Annotated in this window: 1 protein-coding gene; it reads right to left on the reverse strand. The window is 74.1% G+C overall.

Annotated features, from left to right (window positions below; all coding sequences use genetic code 11):
• Positions 1-5,033 (reverse strand): amino acid adenylation domain-containing protein (locus ACIBBD_RS38660; protein WP_399424694.1); only part of this gene is annotated, 5,033 nt, incomplete at both ends.

The raw sequence follows: 5,033 nt of genomic DNA on the forward strand, positions 1-5,033 counted from the left end.
AGAGCGGTCGCCTCGGGAATACGGGCCGCCTGCTCCTCGAACAGCTCGTGCGCGCACGCCGCGTGCGGGAAGCCGGCAGCGGTGGCGTTCCAGTCACCCAGCAGCGCCCTTCGCTCCCCCGCACCCAGGACGTCCAGGTCACCGATCCGGGCATCCGGCTCCGCGACGGCCGCTTCCAGCAGCCGCACCAGCCGCGCCACGAACTCCTCCGCACTGCCCCGATCGAACAGATCCACGGCGTATTCGAGGGCGCCGGTGATGCCGGAAGGGGTGCCGTCGGCGTCGTGGGTCTCGGTGAAGCCGGCCGTGAGGTCGAACTTGGCGGTGCCGTTGAGCACGGTTTCCATCCGCGCGTGGAGTCCGGGGAGTTCGAGGGCCGCCTCGGCGTTGTTCTGGAGGACCAGCATCACCTGGAAGAGGGGGTGGCGGGCGAGGGAACGGGCCGGGTTCAGCTCCTCGACCAGCCGCTCGAACGGCACGTCCTGATGGGCGTACGCCGCCAGGTCCGTCTCCCGGGCCCGCGCGACGAGCTCGCGGAACGTGGGATCGCCAGAGGTGTCGGTCCGCAGCACCAGCGTGTTGACGAAGAAGCCGACCAGATCGTCGAGCGCCTCGTCCGAACGCCCGGCGACCGGGGTGCCGAGCGGGATGTCCGTGCCGGCCCCGAGGCGCGTCAGCAGCGCCGCCAGACCCGCCTGGAGGACCATGAAGAGGGTTCCGCCGGAGGTCCGGGCGAGTCGCAGCAGGTCCTGGTGGAGGCGTGGTGCGAGGTGGACGGGCACGGTGTCGCCGCGATGGGTCGCGACGGCGGGGCGTGGCCGGTCGGTGGGCAGCACGAGGGTGTCGGGGAGGCCGGCAAGGGTGTCCCTCCAGTGCGCGGTGTGCCGGGCGAGGAGGCTTTCGGAGTCGTCCTCGTCCCCCAGCAGCTCGCGCTGCCACAGCGTGTAGTCGGCGTACTGCACCGGCAGCGGCGCCCAGCCCGGAGCCCGGCCCTGCGCACGGGCCCCGTACGCGAGGGACAGGTCCCGCACCAGCGGCGCCATCGACCATCCGTCGCACGCGATGTGATGCACCACCAGCAGCAGGACGTGCTCCCCGGCTCCGGCATCGAAGAGACGGGCCCGCAAGGGCAGTTCGGAGCCGAGGTCGAAGGGCCGCACGGCGTGGGCGGAGAGGACCGCGGCCAGGGATCGCGCCTCGGTGGACGCGACGGCCGTCACGGTGAGGGCCGGCCGCGCCAGGTCGGGCGGCAGGATCCGCTGCCGTACCCGGCCGTGCTCCTCGTGGAAGACGGTGCGCAGCGACTCGTGCCGGTGGACGACGTCGGTGAGCGCGGCGGTGAGGGCCGCCCGGTCGGGTGGGCCGTCGAGACGCAGTGCGTGGGCGACGTTGTAGGACGCGGCGCCGCCTTCTGCCCGATCGAGGAACCAGAGCCGCTGCTGTGCGTAGGAGAGCGGAAGTTCGGCGGGCCGCTCGGCGGGGAGCAGGGCGGGGCGGGCCCGGTCGGCGCTGTCGAGGCGTTCGGCGAGCGTCGCCACGGTCGGGGCCCCGAAGAGGTCGCGGATGGTGAGCTCCGAGCCGAGGGCGCCTCGGACGCGGGCGGCCAGGCGCGCGGCGAGCAGGGAGTGGCCGCCCCGGTCGAAGAAGTCGTCGTCGATGCCGACGTCCGGGAGGCCGAGGACCTCCGCGAACAGCCCGCTGAGGATCTCCTCGCGCGGGGTGCGCGGGGCTCGGTGGGTGGCGCCGGCCGCGAAGTCGGGGGCGGGCAGGGCCCGGCGGTCGAGCTTGCCGTTGGGGGTGAGCGGCAGGGCGTCCAGGGTGACGATCGCGGACGGCACCATGGAGGGGGGCAAGGCGCGGGCCAGGTGGTCGCGCAGCTCGGCCCGGTCGGCGCCGCCGGTGACGTAGGCGACGACGTGCCGGTCGCCGGGGCGGTCCTCGCGGACGACGACGGCCACGTGGGCGACGCCGGGGTGGCGGGCGGCGACGGCCTCGATCTCGCCGAGTTCGATCCGGAAGCCACGCACCTTGACCTGGCCGTCGGCGCGCCCGGCGACCTCCAGTGCCCCGTCGGTGCGCCACCGGGCGAGGTCGCCGGTGCGGTACATCCGTGCGCCGGGCGGTCCGTAGGGGTGGGCGGTGAACCGTTCGGCGGTGAGGGCGGGACGGTGGCGGTAGCCGTGGGCGAGGCCGTCGCCGGAGACGTACAGTTCGCCGACGACGCCCGCCGGGACGGGCTGGAGGCGTTCGTCGAGGACGTACACCTGGGTGTTGGCGAGGGGGCCGCCGACGGGGGTGACGGCGCGTCCGGAGTCGTCCGCCGTGACCTGGTGGCAGTTGGTGAACACCATGGACTCGACGGGACCGTAGCCGTGGACGAGCCGCAGGTGCGGGAAGTCCCGTCGGACGCGCAGGAGGTGGGCGACGGAGGGTGCCTCGCCGCCTGTCATGACCTGGCGCAGGGTGCGGAACACCTCGGGGTGGATGTCGGCCATGACGGCGAAGAGTCCCGCGGACAGCCAGGCGGTGGTCACCTCGTGCGCGGTGACGAGCGCGGCGATCACGGCGGGTTCGGGGCTCTGGCCCGGGGCGAGGACGCAGGTACCGCCGTGCAGCAGGGCGGGCCACAGTTCCAGGGTGAGGCCGTCCCAGGAGACGGGCGCGCACTGGAGGTAGACCTGGTCGGGGCCGAAGTGGACGAAGTCCTGCCCGAAGAAGGTGCGGACGGTGGCGCGGTGCGGGGAGGCGACGCCCTTGGGGCGGCCGGTGGAGCCGGAGGTGAACAGGACGCAGGCGACGTCGTCGGCGAGGACCCGCACGTCGGGGGCTGTGGCAGGTCCGTGGTCGATCAGGTCGCGGTCGTGGGGTGCGTCGGTACGGACGAGGGTGAGGCCGTCGGGCAGCCGGCCGGCGAGGCGGCCGTGGGTGACGACGGTGCGGACGCCGGCCTCGTCGACGAGGGACCGGATCCGGTCGTCGGGGTGGTCCGGGTCCAGGGGCACGTACGCGGCGCCGCACTTGAGAGCGGCGAGGATGCCGGTGACGAGGTCGGGGCCCCGCTCGACGAGGACGCCGACGAGGTCGCCACGGGCGACGCCGAGGCCGATGAGGTGGTGGGCGAGGCGGTTGGCGCGGGCGTCGAGTTCCCCGTATCCGATCCGCTCGTCGCCGAAGATCACGGCGGTGGCGTGCGGCGTGCGGTCGGCCTGTGCGGCGAACAGGTCGTGCAGGCAGCGGTCGTGCGGATAGTCGGCGGCGGTGTCGTTCCAGGTGGTGAGGGTGGTGCGGCGTTCGTCGGTGGAGAGCACCTCGAGGGCGCCGAGGGGGCGGTCGGGGTCGGCGACGGCGGCGTGCAGGAGGCGCTCCAGGCGGGCGAGGAACGTGCGCACCGTGTCGGTGTCGAAGAGGTCGGTGGCGAACTCGAGACCTCCGTCGAGCCCGGCGGGGGCTCCGGTGGGGTCATGGGTCTCGGTGAGGGCGAGGGACAGGTCGAATTTGGCCGTGGTGTTGGCGACGGGTTCGGGGCGCGCGGTGGCGTCGCCGAGCCGGACGTCGGTCTCCTCGGTGTTCTGGAGGACCAGCAACACCTGGAAGAGCGGGTGGCGGGAGAGCGAGCGGACGGGGTTCAGCTCCTCGACGAGCCGTTCGAACGGCACGTCCTGATGGGCGTAGGCGGCGAGGTCGGTCTCGCGGGTGCGGGCGAGGAGCTCGCGGAAGCTCGGATCACCGGAGGTGTCGGTCCGCAGCACCAGCGTGTTGACGAAGAAGCCGACCAGATCGTCCACGGCCTCGTCCGTACGGCCGGCGACGGCCGTGCCGAGCGGGATGTCCGTGCCGGCCCCGAGGCGGGTCAGCAGGGCGGCCAGGCCCGCCTGGACGACCATGAAGAGGGTGGAGTGGGTCTCCCGGGCCAGGTCGCGCAGCCGCCGGTGGAGTGCCGGGCCGAACCGTACGGGCAGCAGGGCGCCGTCGCCGCGGGCGTCGCCGGGGCGGGGCCGGTCGGTGGGCAGGGGCAGCTGGTCGGGCAGGTCGGCCAGGGCACCGCGCCAGTACTCGAGTTGGCGGGCGAGGAGGCTGTCCGGGTCGGTGCCGTCGCCGAGCAGCTCGCGTTGCCAGAGGGTGTAGTCGGCGTACTGGACCGGGAGGGGCGCCCACGTGGGTGCCTCGCCGGTGGCGCGGGCCGCGTAGGCGGTGGCCAGATCGCGCAGGAGCGGATTCATGGACCATCCGTCGGCGGCGATGTGATGCATCACCAGGAGCAGCACCTGTTCGTCCGTGTCCGCCGTGAACAGGTGAGCGCGGAGCGGGAGTTCGCCGGCCAGGTCGAATCGGTGGGCCGCGGCGGTCCGGACGGCGGCGGTGAGCTCCTCGGCGGTGTGGGTGTGGTCGGCGACCGTCAGTGGCGGACGGGCGTGCGCGGCCGGGACGACGGACTGGCGGGGCAGGCCGTCGACGGCCGGGAAGCGGGTGCGCAGGGCCTCGTGCCGGCCGGCGACGTCGACGAGCGCGGCCTGGAGGGCGTCCCGGTCGACGGTGCCGTGGAGCCGGGCGGCGAAGGTGAGGTTGTAGGCGGTGCCGCCCGTGTCGCCCTGGGCCGCGTCGAGGAACCAGAGACGTTGTTGGGCGTACGAGAGCGGCAGCTCTGCGGGGCGCTCGACGGGGCGCAGGGCCGGCCGGGCCCGGCCGGCGCCGTCGAGACGGCGGGCGAGTGCGGCCACGGTGGGTGCCTGGAAGAGGTCGCGGATGTCGGCCTCGACGCCGAGGGCGGTGCGGATGCGGCTGATCAGCCGCGCGGCGAGGAGGGAGTGGCCGCCCAGGTGGAAGAAGTCGTCGTCGACGCCTGCGTCGGGGACGCCGAGGACGTCGGCGAAGAGGTCGCAGAGGAGCTTCTCCTGCGCGGTGCGCGGGGGGCGGCCGTCGGATGTCGAGGTGCGCTGGGGGGCGGGCAGGGCGTGGCGGTCGAGTTTGCCGTTGGGGGTGAGCGGGAGGGCGTCCAGGATGACGGTCGCGGAGGGGACGAGGTGTTCGGGGAG

Origin of the sequence: Streptomyces sp. NPDC051315 (assembly GCF_044455165.1) — a bacterium.
In the GTDB taxonomy this organism is placed as follows: Bacteria; Actinomycetota; Actinomycetes; order Streptomycetales; family Streptomycetaceae; genus Streptomyces.